At 38.5% G+C, this 19,653-nt stretch carries 18 protein-coding genes; 12 read left to right on the forward strand and 6 right to left on the reverse strand.

Annotated elements, in window-relative coordinates; all coding sequences use genetic code 11:
* Positions 1–26 precede the first annotated feature (26 nt).
* On the reverse strand, positions 27–212 hold the full coding sequence (locus H131_RS01290; protein WP_010857232.1) for an SE1561 family protein: 186 nt from the start codon (positions 210–212) through the stop codon (positions 27–29).
* Positions 213–581: 369 nt separating this feature from the next.
* On the opposite strand from H131_RS01290, the gene H131_RS01295 reads away from it, so the two are divergent.
* On the forward strand, positions 582–1,763 hold the full coding sequence (locus tag H131_RS01295) for an MFS transporter (RefSeq protein ID WP_036130908.1): 1,182 nt from the start codon (positions 582–584) through the stop codon (positions 1,761–1,763).
* Positions 1,764–2,423: 660 nt separating this feature from the next.
* On the opposite strand, the gene H131_RS01305 is transcribed toward H131_RS01295, so the two are convergent.
* The 4 genes from H131_RS01305 to H131_RS01320 form a co-directional block, all read right to left on the reverse strand.
* Complete coding sequence (locus H131_RS01305) at positions 2,424–3,053, reverse strand: hypothetical protein (RefSeq protein WP_010857235.1); 630 nt, start codon at positions 3,051–3,053, stop codon at positions 2,424–2,426.
* A gap of 382 nt (positions 3,054–3,435) precedes the next feature.
* Positions 3,436–4,824, reverse strand: coding sequence for a 23S rRNA (uracil(1939)-C(5))-methyltransferase RlmD (gene rlmD, locus H131_RS01310; protein ID WP_010857236.1), 1,389 nt, complete (start codon positions 4,822–4,824; stop codon positions 3,436–3,438).
* 214 nt (positions 4,825–5,038) lie between these two features.
* Positions 5,039–5,857: a polysaccharide deacetylase family protein gene (locus tag H131_RS01315; protein WP_010857237.1), complete on the reverse strand. Its 819-nt coding sequence runs from the start codon at positions 5,855–5,857 to the stop codon at positions 5,039–5,041.
* Between the two features lie 111 nt (positions 5,858–5,968).
* A complete protein-coding gene (locus tag H131_RS01320; protein WP_010857238.1) occupies positions 5,969–6,865 on the reverse strand; it encodes a TIGR01777 family oxidoreductase in 897 nt (298 codons plus the stop codon).
* Between the two features lie 99 nt (positions 6,866–6,964).
* Here H131_RS01320 and recX point away from each other — a divergent pair, with 99 nt between their 5' ends.
* Genes recX through H131_RS01335 form a run of 3 tightly spaced genes read left to right on the forward strand, consistent with a single transcriptional unit; the run spans position 6,965 to position 8,364 of the window.
* Positions 6,965–7,768, forward strand: coding sequence for a recombination regulator RecX (recX, locus tag H131_RS01325; protein ID WP_010857239.1), 804 nt, complete (start codon positions 6,965–6,967; stop codon positions 7,766–7,768).
* Positions 7,765–8,094, forward strand: coding sequence for a YfhH family protein (locus tag H131_RS01330; protein WP_010857240.1), 330 nt, complete (start codon positions 7,765–7,767; stop codon positions 8,092–8,094). The genes recX and H131_RS01330 overlap by 4 nt, the downstream gene beginning before the upstream one ends.
* Positions 8,095–8,364, forward strand: a complete 270-nt coding sequence (locus tag H131_RS01335; protein ID WP_010857241.1) for a YfhJ family protein — start codon at positions 8,095–8,097, stop codon at positions 8,362–8,364.
* Positions 8,365–8,400: 36 nt separating this feature from the next.
* Here the strand turns inward: H131_RS01335 and H131_RS01340 are convergent, their stop codons facing one another.
* Complete coding sequence (locus H131_RS01340; protein ID WP_010857242.1) at positions 8,401–9,387, reverse strand: metal-dependent hydrolase; 987 nt, start codon at positions 9,385–9,387, stop codon at positions 8,401–8,403.
* A gap of 215 nt (positions 9,388–9,602) precedes the next feature.
* Between H131_RS01340 and mutY the strand changes: the two genes are divergently transcribed.
* The 8 genes from mutY (at position 9,603) to H131_RS01380 (ending at position 19,642) form a co-directional block, all read left to right on the forward strand.
* Complete coding sequence (mutY, locus tag H131_RS01345; RefSeq protein ID WP_010857243.1) at positions 9,603–10,634, forward strand: A/G-specific adenine glycosylase; 1,032 nt, start codon at positions 9,603–9,605, stop codon at positions 10,632–10,634.
* A 60-nt stretch (positions 10,635–10,694) separates the two neighbouring features.
* On the forward strand, positions 10,695–10,880 hold the full coding sequence (locus tag H131_RS01350; RefSeq protein ID WP_010857244.1) for a hypothetical protein: 186 nt from the start codon (positions 10,695–10,697) through the stop codon (positions 10,878–10,880).
* A 380-nt stretch (positions 10,881–11,260) separates the two neighbouring features.
* Positions 11,261–11,809: a nucleoside tri-diphosphate phosphatase gene (gene ntdP, locus H131_RS01355; protein WP_010857245.1), complete on the forward strand. Its 549-nt coding sequence runs from the start codon at positions 11,261–11,263 to the stop codon at positions 11,807–11,809.
* 753 nt (positions 11,810–12,562) lie between these two features.
* Entirely contained in the window at positions 12,563–14,308 is a 1,746-nt protein-coding gene (locus H131_RS01360) for an ABC transporter ATP-binding protein (protein WP_010857246.1), read from the forward strand.
* Positions 14,309–14,772: 464 nt separating this feature from the next.
* Entirely contained in the window at positions 14,773–15,786 is a 1,014-nt protein-coding gene (locus H131_RS01365) for an ABC transporter ATP-binding protein (protein ID WP_010857247.1), read from the forward strand.
* Positions 15,761–16,741, forward strand: a complete 981-nt coding sequence (locus H131_RS01370) for an ABC transporter ATP-binding protein (protein ID WP_010857248.1) — start codon at positions 15,761–15,763, stop codon at positions 16,739–16,741. The genes H131_RS01365 and H131_RS01370 overlap by 26 nt, the downstream gene beginning before the upstream one ends.
* 30 nt (positions 16,742–16,771) lie before the next feature.
* On the forward strand, positions 16,772–18,388 hold the full coding sequence (locus H131_RS01375; RefSeq protein WP_010857249.1) for an ABC transporter substrate-binding protein: 1,617 nt from the start codon (positions 16,772–16,774) through the stop codon (positions 18,386–18,388).
* Positions 18,389–18,637: 249 nt separating this feature from the next.
* Entirely contained in the window at positions 18,638–19,642 is a 1,005-nt protein-coding gene (locus tag H131_RS01380; protein WP_010857250.1) for an ABC transporter permease, read from the forward strand.
* The last annotated feature ends 11 nt before the right edge of the window (positions 19,643–19,653 follow it).

Here is a 19,653-nt window from a genome sequence, read left to right on the forward strand (position 1 = left end):
TAATAACACCCGCTTGCTTTTTACAATTATTTTTCACGAGCGTTGAATTGCTCCATTTTGTCTTCTAAATCATCCATCATTTGAATTAAACGATCGATATCTTCTAACTCAGTTGTTTCAGGATCGATGGCATCTAAAACTTCTAAAAAAATTTCAAGACGTTCTTTTAAATAGGTCACTTGTTGTTCTTTATCAGTGATTGGCTTTGACATGCATACACCTCATTTCATCCATTCCATAGTAGCCGATTTTATGTTAAATTTCAATGCTTAGGCAAGAACCTAGGACTAAGTGATTATTTTAAAAAACTAGTAATCTGAATATTTACAATATTGTTGTGCTGTGTTAATGTTGTATTAAGAAATAGTAAAGGAGCTGATCAAAGAAAACGGTGAACTCTAACTCGAAAAGGAGGGAGTTTAAACAAGTAATCGGTGTTGTAAAAAAAGCCGAAATTCGTGTTTATACAAGTTGAATGGAGATAAGTGTTAGTTAAGCCTTAGCGTAAAATCACATGTGGTGAGCGCTAAGGCTTTTTGGTATGCTGTTATGTGGAAGATGAATTGATGTTGGAGGAAAAAATGACGTACTTCTCAGATTACAGCAGAAAAAGATTTGCTATTTTAGTGTTAATTGTATCGATTTCAGGTTTTTCACAAGGCATGCTTTTACCACTTATTTCGATTATTTTTGAGCGAGATGGTGTATCCTCCGCATTAAATGGTTTAAATGCGACAGGGCTATACATAGGAACTTTATTGATTTCACCGTTTATCGAACAGCCTTTACGAAAATGGGGCTACAAGCCAATTATCTTAATTGGAGGTGCACTTGTTTTCGTCTCACTCCTCGTCTTTCCTTTATGGAAAAGTGTGACATTCTGGTTTATCCTCCGTTTATTCATTGGAGTAGGGGACCATGCCTTACACTATGCGACACAGACGTGGATTACTAGCACAACGGACCATAAAAGCTTAGGGAAGGGAATGGCGATTTATGGCTTGTCCTTTAGCATGGGTTTTGCAGTTGGACCATTGATGGTACGCCTGATACAAATTTCAGAAGCCATGCCATTCATTGTGTCATCTATTATGTGTTTATTTGCCTGGTCATTTGTTTTCTTCTTACGCAATGAAAAGCCAGAGCGTTTAACTGGTGACATGAATGCGAGGGGATGGAATCGTTATAAAGCCGCGATTTTATTTGGATGGATTGCATTTTTAGGACCATTTGTTTATGGATTTTTAGAATCCTCATTAAACGCCTTATTCCCTGTATATGCATTGCGTAAGGGTTTTGAAGTCGACATGATTCCGATAATTTTATCGGTCTTTACGTTTGGTGGTATTTTAACCCAAGTGCCACTTGGTGCACTGGGCGATAAAATCGGACGGCGGATTGTCCTGATGACAGGCTCATTTGGCGGGGCCATTCTTTTCGCTATTGCAAGTTTTTTAGAACATTCACAAATGGCAGTGGCTATCGCATTTTTCTGCGCGGGGACACTTGTCGGTTCGATGTTTTCACTAGGTATTACATATATGGCTGATTTAACACCGAAGGAATTGCTACCAACCGGAAACCTTCTTTGTGGAATTGCCTTAAGTATTGGTAGTTTAACAGGGCCATTTTTAGGCGGTATCTATCTAGAATTCGTAAAAAATTATAGCTTCCTTTTACTAGTGGCACTGCTATTGTTAACTGTAGCACTTGTTTTACTCATATTCGGGAAAAATAAAAACAAGCGACCAATGACAGTTTAATGTCGTGGTCGCTTTTGTATGTAAAATAAAAGAGCGGGGCTCATCTCCCGCTCATAAAAACAAAAAACGCCCAGCAAATCCGTGCTGTAATGGCGTTTTTCGGTGTGACACGGATGTTCCGTCCATGCCACGTAGGTTTGGCACCTAAGAAATCATTATACAGAAAATCTGCGCAGAAATCAAATAGATTATGAGATACCCGCGGAATAAGGTGAAATACCCGCGAAAGCACACAAGATACCCGCGAAACAAGAAGGAATACCCGCGGCACTAGAAGAACTACTAAGCAAAAAGAGCGTCTCAAAATTTCTTTGAGACGCCCTTTTTTATTACTTATTCTTCAACACAAGCTTCGCTACACATTCCACTTGAACAGAAACAGTTCCATCACTAAATAATTTAGTTATTATCGTTACCTTTTAGATTTAAAACACTCCACACAATAAATACAAATCCTATTAATAAAGAAATAATACTGAGTATCAATAAATTATTGGGAACATTTTCAAGAAACACATTAAATTCTTCTGTAGACCAAGTACCACTAAGTGAGACACCAATCGAAGCGCATATGTACCTAGTCGAATAAAGTATAGCCGCGATAATAAGAAAAATAGAACCATAAATACTTTTAATCATAACTTTATTGCTCTTTTCTTTTTAAAATTGAACTACTCTATACTGACGTTCTACCCATTGTTCAGGGTAAACATATTTTGTATCATAAGTTTTTCCACGACTATCATATTTTTGTTCTTGTGTAACTTTATACTTTTTGTACACATGTCTATATTCTAAACGGTAATTTCCGCTATCATAAGTCTTAGAACGATAACTTACTGATTCCGACCATGATAAAGTAACATCGAAACCCACTACACTTTCTAGTTTTTTTACTGGAATCTTAAGTGTACCAGAATATTTATGAGCAACAGTTTTAGTGTGAGATGCACTCAATGATCCTCCACTTACCGTAGAAGCTCCAGCATAATTCCATGGGCCATATGTTAAACCTTCATAAGTTGAAGACGTACCAAACCACATTAACTGTCTTTCAAATGGAGTAATTTCAAATGGAGAAATCTCTTCTTCAAAAGGAACCTCTGTACCTATTAATTCATCATCAAGAACCACATCTGTAAAATCAACAACTACTTCACCTTCTGCTAATCCAGAATTGACATCGGCATCTAATTCACTTGCAGACGATTCTGTAACATTAATAAAAAACAGTGTTAATATTAATGTTATAGAACAAAAAATAGATAATAACTTACTGGAAATTTTCATTTTCTTCTCTCCCTCTGATTATTGATAACTAATACTCTTTAGTAAGAATCGTTAAAAACTGTATACTCTTAGTTCTCTAATTTCCATAAATTCAAAAAACAATTCATGTAAATTTTTCCGATTCTTCTAAAAAATACCTATTATTAATATAATCTATGGAGAAGTAAAAGTCTATTGTTTGTTCTTCATTACCCATTATCAGTGTAACTTATCTCTGATTTTTAATCTTCATCATCTACTCGAACGATTGAATTCCTCGGTATCATCTAAATTCAATTGTTTATCTAAAAACTGTAGGAGAGGCTATAAAAAGAAAAAAAGCGTAGTCTACAAAATGTAGAGTACGCTTAATCCAGTCGCCAAAATTATAAAAAATTAAATATCATTTTCGATGTTCTGCTTTAAGAACCATGTTGCAAATGCATTCCACCTGTGCAGTCTGTGCAAACATATCAACCGGTTGAATGTATTCGACATCATACAGCTTTGATAATTCCTGTAAATCCTTTGCCAAAGTCGAAGGGTTACAAGATGTATAAACAAAGCGCTGTGGTTTTAGCTTAAGTACGGTACGAATAAATTCAGGCGCAAGACCTGTGCGTGGTGGATCTACTGTAATTACGTCAGGTGTGAAGCCTTCCTTGCGCCATTTTGCTAAGACACTTTCTGCTGTACCGACGGCATATTTTGTATGTGTGAAGCCATGATTGCGCGCATTTTTGCGTGCATCTTGAATGCTTTCTGGGATGACGTCCATACCGCGAACCTCTTTTGCTTTATCCGCTAGCCATAAACCGATTGTGCCCACACCGCAGTATGCATCAACAATAGTTTCCTTGCCTGTTAATGCCGCTGCTTTTTTGATTTCATCATATAAATGAACGGTTTGTATTGGGTTTAGTTGGAAGAATGCACGAGCAGATAGGTCAAATGCTAATTCGCCAAGCTCCTCATGAATTGTTTCTTTGCCATCAAGGACAATTGTTTCATCGCCAAAAATCAATGATGTTTTTTCACGGTTTATATTTTGTGCAATTGACACGATGCTCGGATCAATTTTTTTAATACGTGTAATCAGCTCAGCCAAATGTGGAATATCCTTACGTGTCGTCACAAGTACGACCTGTGTTTCACCAGTGCGGATTCCTGTACGCACAACGATTGTACGCACTAAACCGTCTAGCGTTCGACCATCGTAGATCGTAATATTGAGCTTTTGTAAAACTTTACGTGTTGCGACTGTAATTTTCGATGTGATGGGGTGTTGTACTAGACAATCATTAATATTGAGTAATTGGTTGCTACCTTCTGCGAAAAGCCCTGCATAAACACGTTTGCCTTCTTTTCGTACTTGGAACTGACTTTTGTTGCGGTAGTTCCACGGATTGTCCATACCCAATGTTTTGCGAACTTCAACAGTCCCAACTAGGGGTTTTGCATAGCGCTCTAATGCTTGAATAACGATATCACGTTTTTCAATTAGTTGTTTTTCATAAGTCATATGCTGAAGCTGACAGCCGCCACACTCATTATAAACAGGGCAAGGTGCTTCCTGACGATATTTTGAGGTATTACGAAACGTTAATATTTCTGCTTCAGCGAAATTACGTTGTGTTTTTGTGACTTGGGCAGTAATTTCTTCTCCAGGAATAGCGCCTTTTACGAAAACGACATTGCGTTTATAAAAGCCAACACCTTCACCGTTAATGCCAAGTCTTTTTATTGTTAATGGGAATTTTTGTCCCACTTCTATTGCTGTTTGTTGCGTCAAGCGTTCCACGTCCTTTAACCTTATTCAGCAAAAATCTCTCTTACTTAGAGAGATTTATGCACACAGTATTCAATTCACTACCGGTAAAGAGCTGCTGAATAAAGTTAAGCTTCCGGCGGATGTCACAGATTTTGAACAGGAAAAATCGTTGTTTCAAAATCTGGACGCAAATACGTCAAGACGTATTTGATTGAATGTCATCTCCCCATTATAACTAAGGAGTAGACGATTGCAAAGCGACAGGGAAATCTTCATACTCTAATACTAAATCGTCGAGCGATAAAAACGTATAGCCTTGCTTCTTAGCTTCTGCAATAAACATTGGCAACGCTTCGGCATTATCTTGTGCTACTGTATGCATTAAAATAACAGCACCAGGGTGAAGTTGATCCATCAGCGCATTGTACGCATAATCTGCTCCTCGGCGCTCATCCTTTAACCAATCCTTAAAAGCAATAGACCAAAAAATATGACGATAACCTTCTGCATTACCAACCTCTAACAATTTGGCATTGAATATTCCTTCAGGAGGACGTGCATATGTTGTACGATCAATTCCTGTTAATTCCCGTAGTTTTCCATCAAACTTTCGCCATTCAGCACGCATGCCATCTCGCGTTAATCTCGCCATATTTGGATGACCATAGGAATGGTTGCCGATTGTATGTCCGTCTTGCACCATGCGTTTTACAAGATCGCTGGCGCTATCTAAATAATGTCCAGTTAAAAAGAAAGTGGCAGGAACTTTTTCTTTTTCTAATGTATCCAATATACTTTCTGTAAAGCCATTTTCGTAGCCATTATCAAAGGTTAAATACGCCACTTTTTTATCAGCTTTTCCCTTATAGATAGCACCATATTGATTGAGCAGTTTATCAAGCTGTGCTCCCGCCTCTGCCTGTTCTCCATCTTTCGCTCGTTTAAAGCCCCAATGATATTCGTCAGAACCAGAAGCAAAAAACGGATTGTAGCTAATTGCAGCGGCAATAATAAAAGTAGCGATTACCGCACCTACTATATGTTGTCTCCACATAAAAACGCATCCTTTCTTTTTCTTTAGGATGCGTTATTTTTTAAGAAATTATCCTACCGCTATTTAACACAAACAAAGGAAAACATAAGAAATTGATGACAGATTGAATTTTTATAACAAATCTTTAAGTGCCTCTTTTAAATGAGGAAATTTAAAGTCAAAATGTTGTTTTTCTAAAAGAGTAGGTAGTACCTGCTGACCTTTTAGCACAAGTACACTTTGCTCACCAAGAGCAAGACGCAGTGCGAAGCTAGGTACAGGCAACCAATGACGTCTACCCATTACATGAGCAATTGTTTTGCCGAATTCCTTCATGCGTGTTGCGTTTGGCGCTGTGACATTAAATGGTCCGTTAATGTTGTCATTTGTAATAGCAAAATAGATAGCACGTGCAACATCCTCTACATGTATCCATGAAAGCCATTGTTTACCCGAACCAATCGTGCCTCCAACATGAATTTTATAGGGCAGCAGCATGGAAGGAAGGGCGCCATTAACACGTCCTAAAATAACACCGAAACGTGCAAGTGCTACACGGACATTTAATTTTTCAGCGCGTTTGGCATGGCGCTCCCAGTCCTGTACAGTCCATCCTAAAAAATCTGTCGCATAGTCGGTAAAGTTTTCGGAATAAGTGGCAACTGTCGAGGTTGGGTAAATGCCGACAGCACTGGCATTAACGAGTACTTTAGGTTTCTGCTTAAGCTCTTCCATTATGCGTACAATTTCTAGCGTAGCATCCATACGGCTCATATAAATGGCCTTCTTTTGTTTTTTTGTCCAACGTCCTTTATTCAATGAAATGCCTGCTAAGTTAACAACTGCATCGATATGGCTCAGTTCCAATTCTGGTCGAGCTCCATCTTTTAGCCACTGTACATAATGAATGCCGTTTTCGTATCTCGAGTTGCTACGTGTTAAAATGAATATTTCATGTCCGTTATTTTGTAATAACTTTGTAAGTGACTGCCCAACAAAGCCTGTACCACCCGAAATAGCGATATTCATAAGAACCCTCCTATTTCCAATTATTGTACCTACACTATACACAATCCTAAGTAAAAAGAAAAAGATGTTATAATGTGATAGATAAAGGGGTGTTTCGTTATGCGTGTTATCACGAAAATTGCGCGTCAAAAAAACAATCCAGAACGCTATAATATATACGTAAATGAAGAATATGCTTTTCCTGTAGACGAAGCAATTCTTATTCAGTTTGGCCTGACAAAAGGGAAGATACTTGAAGAATTTGATATTCAAGAAATAGCTTATGAAGATGAAATTCGTAAAGCATTTAATAAAGGACTAAATTTTCTTTCCTATCAAATGCGCAGTGAACATGAAGTAAAGAAAAAATTGCTCACTTTAGAGTTTGGTGAAGCGGTTATTTTAGAAGCCATCCAAAAGTTAAAGGCATATGGCTTTTTAAATGATGAGACCTACTCCAAAGCACTACTAGACACAAAAAAGGCCACCATGAAAAAAGGACCACGAGCGATTCGCCAAGACCTGATTAAAAAAGGAATCGATAAAAACTTGCAAGATGAGGTACTCGGCACATATAGCCATCAGGAGCAGGTCAAACTTGCGACGCAGCTGGCGGAAAAGGTTATTCGCTCAGAAAAAAAGAAAACGCCGACGCAAATTAAGTCTAAAATTCAAAATTTCCTTATGCGAAAAGGTTATTCTTTTAATATTGTGGATGAGGTACTTGGTCAGGTGGAGATTGAACAAGCAGAAGATGAATGGCAGCAGTTACTTGATGTGCAAGGCGAAAAAGTTTGGAAAAAGTATGTATCGAAGTATACTGGTTATGAACTGAAAATGAAAACAAAGCAGGCGCTCTATCAAAAGGGGTTTCCTGTTGAAGTAATAGACCGTTTTATAGAAGAGAAGGAGAATGAGGAATGAACGAAAAAAACTACGCTGCAATGACGGAGCATGAGTTACGTGAAGAAGTAGCAATGCTAAAAGAAAAAGCACGTAAGGCAGAGCAGCTTGGCATCATTAATGAATTTGCAGTGTACGAGCGTAAAGCATTAATGGCAGCAGCCTATTTAGTAGATTTGGATACTATTGTACCTGGGGAAATGTACCGTATTGATGGCTCAGATAACGATTTCTTTCAAGTGGATTATTTAAAAGGACGTTTTGCTTGGGGCCATCGTTTAGGTGGGGAAAAATATCAAGAGGCTCTACCGGTATCCATGTTGTCACCAGTTAAGGTGGGTAAGTAAATGCAGGAAAAAATAGATAAGCTAACAGCAGAGTTACTTGCGAAAAATCCACAAATGTCAGCAGGTCGAGCGCGTGTTTGGATCGAGCTTTTATGGAGTGATTTCGAATCTACTTCTGCAAAGGCTGGTTATGACTATCGAGGTGCTGATTACACTGAAAATTTAGTACGCCAATTAATCACAAGCTATGGCGATAAGCTCCATGAATTTGCAGGACGCAATCCTAAATATGCCCATTTACTTGATGCAAGTGATGACATCATGCAATAAAAAAACCCTGGCCATCTCAATGGTCAGGGTTTCGTTTTAATTACTTGCTCCAATTTGTAATTTTTTCTGAAGCTTATCCTCGGTGAAAATCCAGCCTGTATAAGAAGTAATAATTTCGTTGTCATCGTCTAAGTGAGCAACAGCAACGAAAGGATACCGATTGTCACTGCGGTAACGAAGATCAATTAATCGCACTTCAGTTAAGCCATTTTCAAGCTCGGAAATTTCCCAGCGATACAATGGTGAAAACGATATAAATGCAGCGAGATTTGGGTCTTTCATTGCAGCTTCAACAGCAGGTGTTTTAGGTAACGGTTTAATCTCAAATTTGTCGTAAATATTAACAGTTCGCCCATAAGCACGCCCAACATAATAGTGCGTTTTTGATTTTGCAGCAATACGCCAATGGAAGAAACGCATTGTAGGTGCTACAATGACATAATCTTCATCTTGAATGGTATTGTGTACAGCTTTTTTTACGGCTTTTTGTATAGCAAAACGTAAAATATAGTAGCCCACAATAATCAGATACATGATGCTGAATGTCCAAACGGGATTTACACCGAATGCCCAAAGTAATATACCAAGGCAATGTAGAGAAAAAATAATAGGATCGAAAGTATTAATTACACCAAGGGCGACCCACTTTCTTGAGAATGGTCGGATAGCTTGCGTTCCATAAGCATTGAAAATATCCACAAAGACGTGTAAGGCTACAGCTAAAAAAGTCCAAAGCCACAAATGAAACACATTTGCATCTTGAATGATAATAGCTAAAACCGCTGTAATTAAGATTGGCCATAAAACTACGGCCGGTAACGAATGTGTAATGCCCCGATGATGTCGAATATAAATAGCGTTGTTGCGCAGCTTTAATACGGTATCGACATCAGGTGCCTGAGACCCAATAATGGTTCCTGCCATAACAGCTGTAAAGGTCATTGTATGGTTAGCTACCATAGGATCAACCAAGGCAAGACCACCAAGGGCTATGCCCATAACGAAATGTGTGCCTGAATCCATAAATATCCACTCCTAGTACGCATTAAAAAAGAGTACAATTTGCATACATGTATATTTCAATAATGTTAATACTTTTTACAGTTTCTAAACGATGTCTAGGCATTCGCGTCACATGCTGGATAAGCAGATAAATTGCCAACATCCACGAATGAGCTTTACTTAATTGTATACCCTTTCTATCATAAATTAAATCGTAAAAAACACGGGAGGTCACTGTGAATTATCCATATGTAGCAGAATTTCGACAATCTTTAGTCGAATGGTTTGAAGAAGAGAAACGAGATTTACCTTGGCGGCATACAAAGGACCCTTATAAAATTTGGGTATCTGAAGTTATGCTACAGCAAACACGAGTTGACACAGTTATTCCTTATTACAACCGTTTTCTGGAGAGTTTTCCTACATTGGAATTACTGGCGGAAGCACCACAAGAGTATTTATTGAAGCATTGGGAAGGCCTTGGTTATTATTCGCGTGCGCGTAATTTACAAGCAGGCGTACGTGAGGTTTTAGAAAACTATGGTGGTATTGTACCTGATAACCGCCACGATATATCAAAGCTAAAAGGTGTTGGTCCCTATACGGCTGGTGCTATATTAAGTATTGCCTATAATAAGCCTGAACATGCAGTCGATGGCAATGTTATGCGCGTATTAAGTCGTGTGCTGCACATTCATGATGATATTGCTTTACCAAAAACAAAAAAGATTTTTGAAGCGGCAGTTGAGAAACTAATTGATCCCGCACATGCATCTTCCTTCAATCAAGGCTTGATGGAACTGGGTGCACTCATCTGTACACCAACATCACCAAAGTGTTTATTATGCCCAGTACGAAATTACTGCACAGCTTTTAACGAAGGAGATCCAGGAAATCTTCCTGTAAAATCGAAAAAGACAAAAATGAAGCATATTTTTTATAATGTCTTTGTTTGTGAAGATTCCAGTGGTCGCTTTTTGATGGAGCAACGTCCTGCAGAGGGCTTACTTGCTAATATGTGGCAGTTTCCGATGATTGAACAAGGTGAAGATTCCATTGAGACTTTTACGAAGCTCTATAATGTGCAAGTACTAGAGCAACAAGAGATTTTAACGTTTAAGCATGTATTTTCCCACCTAACATGGCATGTTAATAGCTATTATATGAAGTGTAATCCTGTATTGAATGGTCAATGGCTGACACGCGAGCAAATTGAATTATTACCAATGCCAGTTCCGATGTTAAAAATTTGGCAAAAAATAAAATAAAAATTAATGAGCATAAAATTCATCACCTCGGTACACAATAATGAGCGTGGAGGTGAATGAATGATGAAGAAAAATCAAAACAACCCAAATATGCAACCGAATAAAAACATGCAACGTCAAAGTGAAGAATTTGGTTATGAAACAGACGTAAGCGAAGTGCAAAAGCAAAACGCTAAAGCTGAGCAGAAAAAAGCCCAAGCTTCAGGCAACTACGCTAACAAAAACAACCAAAATGCAAGCGAATAATCACTTTGTAACTGCATAATTGCATTTACCTTCTAAAGGAGCTGTCTAAAAATCGAAAAGATGAAAAGACAGCTCCTTTAAAATTAATGAAGCAGGTGTAACGCATGGGTCCGCTTAGGTAGAGAAGCGAATCGCTTGGATTGCGCAAGAGCTAAGTGAACTGTTCTTGTCTTCAACAGTTATATATATCGTTAGTTAAAAAAATTCTAATATAGAAGCTGTTATGGTGAAAATTGCTTTTAGTTTACAAAAATTTGTACATAAACAAAAGGAAGCGATGGAATTTATGGTTTTCAACTACACCTTTCGCGTACAGATTGCTATAATATACTAGAGACTGCTAGATTTAGGTAGCATAGACGAAAAGGTGGGCTTCAAAAATGGCAATACCGGTAGAAGGAGAAACGATACAAATACATAGTTATAAACACAATGGCCGCATCCACCGTGTTTGGCAAGAAACAATGGTTTTAAAGGGAACAAAAAATATCATTATCGGTGCGAATGAACGAACACTTGTGACAGAATCCGATGGTCGAACGTGGCTAACGAGAGAGCCTTCTATTTGTTATTTCCATGCGGAGCACTGGTTTAACATCATCTGCATGCTGCGTGAAGACGGTGTATATTATTATTGTAATCTAAGCTCACCATTTGTTTTCGATAATAATGCGATTAAATACATCGACTATGATTTAGATATTAAGGTTTTTCCTGATATGTCGTATACCCTTTTAGATGAAGATGAGTATGAGCAACATCGTCAGGAAATGTCTTATCCAGATGTCATCGACAAAATTTTAAAGCGCAATGTTGATAAATTAATTAGCTGGATTCAACAAAAAAGGGGACCCTTTGCACCTGATTTCATCGATGCTTGGACGAATCGTTATAAGTTCCAACTCGATATGCAAGCAGATGATTGTTAGTATTGCCTATTAGTTTAACTAATAGGTTTTTTTGTACCTTTAAACAAAAACGCCGTCTTCCTATTTGGTAAAAATCCGCTTCGCTTTCACCACATAAACCATTTTGTAGCTGCAGTTTTTCTGTCCCGCTTTCGGGCGATAAATTATCACAGAGCGTGACGACTTTAGTCTTCGTCCCACTTGGCGCTCCCTGCTGGATCTCTTGCTTCTCTGCACCTGACGCCAAGTTTACCTCCCGCTGTCGTAGCAAAAACGCTTTTGCCTGCGCTACGCTACACTCACACTTTAGTCATAAATCTGCTTCGTAGCAGGATATATAAAATTCACCTTTGTATCAAAAAGTAGCATAACACGATACTTCTAAGAATATTGTTATTACCTTTAGGACAGCCTGTTTCTTGTATACACGAGTATCTATGTAAGGATAATAGTTGGCCATATAAACTAATAGAAATCCAATCCTTGCATATATCTTTTAGGTATTTTTAAAATAGTTCGCATAAAAGTTGTCTTAACTGTACTTCATACGAAATATTGCTATAATACGTAAAGGCATTCACTGTTGAATGTCTATTTTCTTTTTCATGCCTAGATATTTACATTATAAGTAGAGCTGTTTCCATTAAGCGCAATGCTTAGGGCTCCTCAACAGCTAAGGCTAAAAAGATGTCAATCATGTCGTGATACACTAGTTTCCTTTACGTGTATGTCAGCTGGCATGAATGCGTTTTTCTAATAAGGATGTGATGAACATTGGGTAGCATGAAGCGATATATGCGTTTTGTAAAACCTTATACATGGGAAATTGTTTTAACGGTATTAATTGGTATTGTGAAATTTGCCATCCCGTTATTTATTCCATTACTCATAAAAATTGTGCTAGATGATATTATCGGTGCAGAAGATTTAACGAATACAGAAAAGACGAAAGAACTGTTCTACTGGCTAGGTGGCACGATTATTGTGTTTTTTATCATTCGTCCACCGATAGAGTATTACCGTCAATACTTTGCACAGCACGTGAGTAACAAAGTACTTTATGATATTCGCAAGGAAATTTATGCACATTTACAGCGACTAAGTTTGAGGTATTATGCCAACACAAGAGCTGGAGAGGTTATTTCACGTGTCATTAACGATGTGGAGCAAACAAAAACATTCGTCATGACAGGTTTGATGAATATTTGGTTAGATCTTGCGACGATTGTTATCGCAATTGCTATTATGTTTGCAATGGATATTAAACTTACTCTCGTAGCGCTGTTTGCCTTTCCATTTTATGCGTTAAGTGTGCGATTTTTCTTTGGCAAACTGCGTACATTAACGCGTAAACGTTCACAGGCTCTTGCTGGCGTGCAAAGTTATTTACATGAACGTGTTGCTGGAATGAGTATTATTAAGAGTTTTACACTTGAGAAGCATGAACAAACATTATTTAATGAGGCAAATGGCGAGTTTTTAGAAAAGGCATTGGACCAAACAAGATGGAATGCCAAATCCTTTGCAGTCGTTAATACTATAACCGACGTTGCACCACTACTTGTTATTGCTTATGCTGGTTACCAGGTGATTAATGGGGAACTATCGGTCGGAACTATGGTTGCATTCATTGCCTATATTGAACGACTTTATGGACCACTTCGCCGATTAGTCAGCTCCTCCACAACATTGACCCAATCGATTGCCTCAATGGACCGAATGTTTGAGTTGATTGACGAGCCTTATGAAGTGAAAAATAAAGAAAAGGCATTGGATCTATCAGATGTAAGAGGTGGGGTACGCTTTGAAAACGTGTCGTTTCAATATGAAGTGGATGGTTCGCAAATTCTAAATGATATCGACTTCACCATCAATCCTGGAGAGACGGTTGCATTTGTTGGCATGAGCGGTGGAGGGAAATCGACGATAATTAGCCTAATTCCTCGTTTTTACGATACGACGGGGGGAACAGTTTATGTGGATGGATGCAATGTACAGGATGTAACATTACATTCATTACGCTCCCAAATTGGAATTGTCCTTCAAGATAATATTTTATTCAGTGACTCAGTAAAAGAAAATATTCTAATGGGGAAACCAGGGGCGACGGATGAGGAAGTGATTGCTGCAGCAAAAGCTGCCAATGCACACGACTTCATTATGAGCTTGCCAAATGGTTATAACACAAAAGTCGGCGAGCGTGGGGTGAAATTATCAGGTGGGCAAAAACAACGTGTTGCCATTGCCCGCGTATTTCTAAAAAATCCACCGATTTTAATATTAGATGAAGCCACATCGGCACTTGATTTAGAAAGTGAAGCGCTGATTCAAGAATCGCTTGATCGACTTGCGCATGACCGAACGACAATTATGATTGCTCATCGACTTTCTACAATCACCCACGCAGATAAAATCTTGGTCATTGATCATGGACAATTAACAGAAAATGGCACACATGATCAACTGATGAAAGCGCAAGGCACATACTATAATTTATTCCAGGTTCAACACTTAGATTAACAATTAGGAAGCTGTTTTAAAAGTGAAATTCACTTTTAAGGCAGCTTTTTTATCAAGATTGACTGTAGTTTTCATATTTTGTATTCATTATAGTCATAGGTGTGTTCTAAAAGGTAGTAATAATATATGAATACTCCTAGCCTGTTACTTTTTGATGGGAAGGTAAAAATCCACGCAGATTTCTGCTAATGACATTTGTAGCGCATGTGCAACGTAAGCTACTGGAAGCAACGAACTATAACAAATTGATATTATTTTTCGAGAATACTATCCTTTAAATAAGGGATAATTAACATAATGCAAATTATGTAGAAATTTATTGTTAATTGCAGAATAATAATGATTGAAAGAGAGATGATTATTAGTTAGAATTATCTGAAAATATGGAATTAAAAGTTTTTTAGTGTATTATATTCTATAAATTAGAATCTTATTAAAATATTGGTAGGATGGAGCGGTGAAATATGCGGAAAAAGCTGTTAGAAATAAGAGGTTTACAGACAACCTTTTTCACAGATGATGGACAGATTCCTGCCGTTGATGATATTGATTTTTCGGTTCATGAAGGTGAAATATTAGGCATTGTAGGGGAATCAGGTAGTGGCAAAAGCGTGACATCCTTGTCGATTATGGGGCTAATTCCATCACCACCTGGAAAAATAACAGGTGGACAAATCCTATTAGATGGCGATAATTTAGCGACATTTACAGATAAACAAATGCAGAAAATTCGAGGTAAAGATGTGGCAATGATTTTCCAAGAGCCGATGACCTCTTTAAATCCCTTATTTACAATTGGTGATCAATTAAAAGAGGCAATATTAATTCATAATCCAAAATGGTCGAAAAAACAAGCATTTGCACGAGCTATTGAAATTATGAAACTTGTAGGATTACCACGCGCAGAGGAATTACTTAAAGATTATCCGCATCAATTATCAGGTGGAATGCGTCAGCGGGTCATGATTGCCATGGCACTTGTTTGTGATCCGAAGGTATTAATAGCCGATGAGCCTACAACAGCTCTGGATGTAACGATTCAGGCTCAAATCCTGCAACTCATGAAGGATTTGAATAAACGTTTGAATACAGCTGTGTTGTTAATTACGCATGATTTAGGTGTTGTAGCAGAAACATGCGAGCGCGTCATTGTGATGTATGCTGGGCAAATAGTAGAAGAAGCACCTATTCATGATATCTTTACAAATCCGAAGCATCCCTACACGCAAGGGCTCATTAAATCAGTGCCAGATATGCGCTATAAAAAGGACAACCTCTATTCTATTCCTGGGAGTGTCCCAAAACCAGGAGTCATTAGGGTCGGTTGTCGTTTTGCGTCACGTTGCGAATTTGCGATGGAGCGTTGTCTACAGGAAACACCGCCATTATACGAAATGTCAGGGCAGCATAAATCGAGATGCTTTTTACTGGATGAACAGGAGGTGGTGCACTATGACGAAAGTGTTATTGAAAGTTGATGGGTTAAAAAAATATTTTCCTATACGGAAAGGCATTCTTAACACCCAAGTGGGAAATGTAAAAGCAGTTGATGATGTTTCCTTTGAAGTATTTGAAGGGGAAACATTAGGAATTGTGGGCGAATCAGGGTGCGGTAAATCGACAACGGGTCGATTATTAATGCGTTTACTTGAGCCGACAGATGGAGCCATTGAATTCGAAGGTAAAATGATTTCAGAATTATCAAACAATGAAATGCGGAAAGCACGTAGAGACATTCAAATGATTTTCCAAGATCCTTACGCATCACTTAATCCGCGTCATAATATCGGCAAAATTTTAGAGGAGCCGCTCATAGTTCATGGGATGGGGAATTCGAGGGAAAGAAAGCAAAAAGTATTAGAACTGCTTCAAATCGTTGGATTAAATGAGTATCACATTAAACGCTATCCGCATCAGTTTAGCGGAGGGCAAAGACAACGTATCGGTATTGCTCGTGCTCTTATGACGAATCCACGTTTAATTATTGCGGACGAACCTGTCTCTGCTCTTGATGTGTCGATTCAAGCCCAAGTTTTAAATCTCATGCAGACACTGCAAAAAGAATTAAAGCTAACTTATATTTTTATCTCACATGATTTAGGGGTAGTACGTCATATTAGTAATCGTGTGGGGGTGATGTATCTAGGGAAGTTAGTAGAGCTGACAGCTAGTGAGAATTTGTATGCGGAGCCACTTCATCCCTATACTCAAGCCTTGTTATCATCTGTTCCTGTGCCAGACCCTACGTTTGAACGCGAACAGCTCATCATATCTGGAGACATTCCAAGCGCATCGAATCCACCAAGTGGCTGTGCTTTCCATACAAGGTGTCCTTTTAAAATGGAGGATTGTTCACGGGTTGTTCCTAAAATGCAAGAAGTAAAAATGGGTCATTATGTTGCCTGTCATCTTTATGATGCGCTGCAACATTAAATGATATAAAAAACATTAGGGGGAAATTTAATGAATAAAAAAAAGCTTTGGTCATTAAGCGTAATGCTGATCCTGGTTCTCTCGACAATCTTAGCTGCATGTGGTGTCTCGGATAACAAGGATACTGGTACTAAAGATACATCAACAGGTGGGGACTCAGCCAGCAGCGGTGGGGCTAAAACATTAGTATACGGACGTGGTGGTGACTCTGTCGCGCTAGACCCAGCTGTAGTAACTGATGGTGAATCATTCACAGTGACGGCCAACATATATGAAACACTTGTTAACTTTGGTGAGCAAGATGTAACGATTCAGCCAGGGTTAGCAAAATCGTGGGAGCCATCAGAAGACGGTTTAACATACACGTTCCAATTACAAGAAGGTGTAAAATTCCATGATGGTACGGACTTTAATGCAGAAGCAGTTGTGAAAAATGTTGACCGTTGGAAGGCTGGCGGCGATAAACATCCTTACTTTAGTTCTCAATTTGTAGTTGGTGACAAGCAAGTAATAGAATCAGTAACTGCTGAGGGGGACAACACGGTTGTTTTCAAGTTAAGCCAACCACAGGCACCATTCCTTAAAAACTTAGCAATGTCTCCATTTGCAATTGCTTCTCCAACAGCATTTGAAGCAAATGAAGAAGGATTATCTACGGACCCGGTAGGTACTGGGCCATTCAAATTTGTGGAATGGAAGCGTAATGATTCTATTACAATCGAGAAAAACGCAGATTACTATCTTGATGGTCTTCCAAAATTAGATAAAGTCATTTATCGCTCAATTCCAGATAACTCTGCACGTTTAAATGCTCTTAATGCAGAGGAAGTTGATGTAGTTGATGGCTTAAGTCCATCTGATAAGGCATCAATCGAAGCAAATGCAAACTTACAATTAATTGAACGCCCATCGATGAATGTTGGTTATCTTGGATTAACTGTAACACGACCACCATTTGATAATGTGAAAGTGCGTCAAGCTGTCAACTATGCAATTGATAAGCAAGCTTTAGTGGATGCATTCTATGAAGGATTAGCTGAGCCAGCAAAAAACCCAATGCCTCCAGTAATCTCAGGCTATAACGAAGCTATTACTGGCTATGAATATGATCCAGAAAAAGCAAAAGCGTTATTAGCTGAAGCAGGCTATGACGGTAAGGAAATTGAACTATGGGCTATGCCTGTACCACGTCCATACATGCCAGATGGTCAAAAAGTGGCAGAGGCGATTCAAAAGAATTTGGCGGATGTTGGCATTCCATCGAAAATCGTTACATTTGAATGGGCTACTTATTTAGAAAAAGCTCAAAATGGAGAGGCTGATGCGTTTTTACTTGGTTGGACAGGTGATAACGGGGATGCAGATAATTTCCTTTACACATTGTTAGATGGAGATAATATTGGCTCTAACAACTATACATTCTATGACAATCAAGATTTACACAAAGTATTAGTTGCTGCACAAAGTGAAATTGATGAAGACAAACGTAATGAACTTTACAAGCAAGCTCAAGAGATTATTTCTGCAGATGCTCCATGGGTTCCGCTTGCACATTCAATTCCTATTTTAGCTGCAAGCTCAAAAGTTTCTAACTATATTGCGCATCCAACAGGTTCTGACCGTTTAGACGCAGTAGATATAAAATAAACGTAGTAGGATTTAGGATGTCGCTTAATCATAGTGACATAACAAGCTTTTTACAGCAGTAGGCTTTGTCTATCGTTGTAGAAACGGGTTGTGACTATGTTTGTCACAACCCGTTTTTCTGTATGAAAGACCAATCATCAAAACGTCAAAACCGTTTGGTGAAGGCAGACCCTTTCTACAGTATGTGTATAGACTTCGATGCTTTTCGTGGCAAAAGTATAATCAGAAAATAATAGAGAGGTGAAGAACATGCTTCACTATATGGGGAGACGTTTATTTCAATTAATCCCAGTTTTGCTTGGAATGTCTTTTATCGTCTTCATGTTAATTCGCGCAATTCCTGGTAACCCTGCACAAGTTATTTTAGGTCAACAAGCGACGAAAGAGGCGGTTGAGGCATTAAACGCAAGTTTAGGATTAGATAAGCCATGGTATACACAATATTTTAGCTATTTGGGTGGCATATTGCAGGGGGATTTAGGTATGTCATTGCGTACGAAGATCCCGGTATCTGAGGAGATTTTTCCGTATTTAGCGGCTACAGCGGAGCTCGCCTTATTTGCGATGATCATTGCAGTGATTGTCGGGGTGAATGCAGGAATTGTTTCTGCGTGGTTCCAAAATTCATGGTTTGATTATCTGGCAATGGTTATAGCCTTAATAGGTGTCTCTGTACCGGTTTTTTGGCTAGGATTGATGGAACAATGGGCGTTTAGCATTAAGTTAAACTGGTTTCCGACTTCTGGGCGAGAAAATGTACGTGACCCTATAACCGCCATTACCCATTTTTATTTACTTGATACGCTCATTCAAGGTCGTTTCGATCAATTTATTGAGGTATTAAAGCGATTAGTATTGCCAGGATTGGCACTCGCTACAATTCCAATGGCCATTATCGCTCGCATGACACGCTCATCTATGCTTGAAGTCATGCGCTCTGACTATGTACGCACTGCTAGAGCTAAGGGACAAAAAATGTTCATTGTTGTCTATAAACATGCGTTGAAAAATGCCATTATTCCCGTGTTAACAGTTATCGGTCTGCAAACAGGGTTACTCCTAGGTGGTGCCATTTTAACCGAAACGATTTTCAGTTGGCCAGGTATTGGACGTTATATTTACGAAGCAATTGGTTTCCGAGATTATCCTGTCATTCAATCAGGAATTTTAGTAGTCGCATTTATTTTCATCATGATTAACTTAATCGTAGATTTATTGTATACAGTAATCGATCCGCGGATTAAATATAAATAGGGAGGAGCTGC

It is taken from the genome of Lysinibacillus sphaericus OT4b.31 (assembly GCF_000392615.1).
Lineage (GTDB): Bacteria > Bacillota > Bacilli > Bacillales_A > Planococcaceae > Lysinibacillus > Lysinibacillus sphaericus_B.

What these genes read in the sequence shown, in the direction of transcription:
- H131_RS01290 (WP_010857232.1), bottom strand. Translation starts at nt 212, where the DNA reads ATGTCAAAGCCAATCACTGATAAAGAACAACAAGTGACCTATTTAAAA.
- H131_RS01295 (WP_036130908.1), top strand. Translation starts at nt 582, where the DNA reads ATGACGTACTTCTCAGATTACAGCAGAAAAAGATTTGCTATTTTAGTG.
- H131_RS01305 (WP_010857235.1), bottom strand. Translation starts at nt 3,053, where the DNA reads ATGAAAATTTCCAGTAAGTTATTATCTATTTTTTGTTCTATAACATTA.
- H131_RS01315 (WP_010857237.1), bottom strand. Translation starts at nt 5,857, where the DNA reads ATGTGGAGACAACATATAGTAGGTGCGGTAATCGCTACTTTTATTATT.
- H131_RS01320 (WP_010857238.1), bottom strand. Translation starts at nt 6,865, where the DNA reads ATGAATATCGCTATTTCGGGTGGTACAGGCTTTGTTGGGCAGTCACTT.
- recX (WP_010857239.1), top strand. Translation starts at nt 6,965, where the DNA reads ATGCGTGTTATCACGAAAATTGCGCGTCAAAAAAACAATCCAGAACGC.
- H131_RS01330 (WP_010857240.1), top strand. Translation starts at nt 7,765, where the DNA reads ATGAACGAAAAAAACTACGCTGCAATGACGGAGCATGAGTTACGTGAA.
- H131_RS01335 (WP_010857241.1), top strand. Translation starts at nt 8,095, where the DNA reads ATGCAGGAAAAAATAGATAAGCTAACAGCAGAGTTACTTGCGAAAAAT.
- H131_RS01340 (WP_010857242.1), bottom strand. Translation starts at nt 9,387, where the DNA reads ATGGATTCAGGCACACATTTCGTTATGGGCATAGCCCTTGGTGGTCTT.
- H131_RS01350 (WP_010857244.1), top strand. Translation starts at nt 10,695, where the DNA reads ATGATGAAGAAAAATCAAAACAACCCAAATATGCAACCGAATAAAAAC.
- ntdP (WP_010857245.1), top strand. Translation starts at nt 11,261, where the DNA reads ATGGCAATACCGGTAGAAGGAGAAACGATACAAATACATAGTTATAAA.
- H131_RS01365 (WP_010857247.1), top strand. Translation starts at nt 14,773, where the DNA reads ATGCGGAAAAAGCTGTTAGAAATAAGAGGTTTACAGACAACCTTTTTC.
- H131_RS01370 (WP_010857248.1), top strand. Translation starts at nt 15,761, where the DNA reads ATGACGAAAGTGTTATTGAAAGTTGATGGGTTAAAAAAATATTTTCCT.
- H131_RS01375 (WP_010857249.1), top strand. Translation starts at nt 16,772, where the DNA reads ATGAATAAAAAAAAGCTTTGGTCATTAAGCGTAATGCTGATCCTGGTT.
- H131_RS01380 (WP_010857250.1), top strand. Translation starts at nt 18,638, where the DNA reads ATGCTTCACTATATGGGGAGACGTTTATTTCAATTAATCCCAGTTTTG.